Raw genomic sequence first — 1,764 nt, 5'->3', positions numbered from 1 at the left:
CCTGACTTGGCTCACGGATCCCGGTCTTCTGGGGGCGCGCGGCTGTGACCTGCGGTGATGTCTGCCCTTAGTGCGTTTTTCACGCACTAAGGGCAGGGTGTTTTAGTCTTCGTGGGTGGCGTTTATCAGGCGGGTTCGGACAGCGTCCGGGGCGACGGCTGTGCAGATCGCGGAGTATGCCGGCGGGCGTCAGCGGATCGTGGAGCATGTTGGGTCGGCGCATACCGAAGCGGAGCTGGGCCTGTTGCTGGCTCAGGCGCGTGAGCTGCTGGAATCACCGTCCCAGGCGGTGCTGGATCTCGGGATTGAACCGTCCCCACGAGTGGCCGCGATGGCCCCGCCTCCTGCATCACCGGTCTTGTTCCAGGATCCTGCCGGCCGGGAGCCTGTACGTGGTGGTCCTGCCCGGGTGGTGGGAACCGAGAGCCGGCTGCTTTTCGAGTCGCTGAGACAGGTGCTCACCTCGCTGGGCTTCGATGCCGTCGGTGATGAGACCTTCACCGATCTGGTGATCGCCCGGATCGTGGAGCCAACCTCGCTGCTGGACGCCGGCAGGGTGCTGCGGGATCTGGGCAGGGAACCGGCGAGCTACGCGACGATGAAACGCTGCCTGGCCAAGGTAGCGGCCGGTGACTACCGGTCGACGGTCGCCGAGGCGTGCTTCGCTCACGCCGCCACCAACGGGGATGTGTCCCTGGTCTTATACGACGTGACCACCTTGTATTTCGAGGCCGAGAAAGAGGACGACCTGCGCAAGGTCGGCTATTCCAAGGAACGCCGGGTGGACCCGCAGATCGTCGTGGGTCTGCTCGTGGACCGGGCAGGATTCCCGCTGGAGATCGGCTGCTTCGAGGGCAACAAAGCAGAGACCGCGACCATCATTCCGATCATCCGCCAGTTCCAGGACCGGCACGGGCTCGTGGACATGGTCGTAGTCGCCGACGCCGGAATGCTCTCGGCCAGCAACCTGGGCGCCCTGGACGAGGCCGGGTTGCGGTTCATCGTCGGTTCCCGGCAGACCAAAGCCCCCGGAGACCTCGAGGGCCATTTCCGGTGGCACGGGGACGCGTTCGATGACGGGCAGATCATCGACACCATCACACCCCGTCACGGCGGCAGCAGACGCGATACCAACCGGCGGGCCGAACCGGTCTGGGATCCCGTAACCCATCCGAAGGATTGGCGGGCCGTTTGGGCGTATTCCCGTAAACGCACCGTGCGGGATGAGCGGACCCTGACCCTGCAGGAAAACCGTGCCAAAGCCATCATCGACGGTGAGAAGCAGGCCAAAAACGTGCGCTTCGTCAGGACCACCAGTTCCGGTCGGTCCCTCGACGCCAAAGCCCTCGAACGGGCTCGCCGGCTCGTCGGGTTGAAGGGCTACGTCACCAACATTCCCGCGGCCATCATGCCTGCCGGGGAAGTCATCTCTTCCTATCACGACCTGTGGCGGGTGGAGCAGTCGTTCCGGATGAGCAAGACGGACCTGCGGGCCAGGCCCATGTTCCACCGGCAAAAGGACGCAATCGAAGCGCACCTGACCATCGTTTTCACCGCGCTGGCCGTCGCACGCCGGGCTCAACAGCTCACAGGTCTCGCGATCGGGAACATCGTCAAACAGCTCCGGCCGCTACGCTCAGCGACCATCGCGATCAACGGCGCCCACCAGACCTTCCCGCCCGAAATCCCCGCCGAGAAACAAGCCATCCTCAACGCGCTTCAACACCCCAAACTCACGCACTAAGCCAATGAGCCAACTCAGGC

1 protein-coding gene is annotated in these 1,764 nt (G+C 64.5%); it reads left to right on the top strand.

Going from position 1 to position 1,764, the window contains the following annotated elements; genetic code table 11:
• The first annotated feature begins 115 nt into the window (after positions 1–115).
• Positions 116–1,744 carry an IS1634 family transposase gene (locus BLS52_RS18150; protein ID WP_090588587.1) on the top strand — a complete coding sequence of 543 codons (1,629 nt, stop codon included), beginning with the start codon at positions 116–118 and terminating at the stop codon, positions 1,742–1,744.
• Positions 1,745–1,764 lie beyond the last annotated feature (20 nt).

This window comes from Arthrobacter subterraneus (assembly GCF_900099735.1).
In the GTDB taxonomy this organism is placed as follows: domain Bacteria; phylum Actinomycetota; class Actinomycetes; order Actinomycetales; family Micrococcaceae; genus Arthrobacter_D; species Arthrobacter_D subterraneus.
This window is presented reverse-complemented; position numbering and strand designations above follow the sequence as displayed.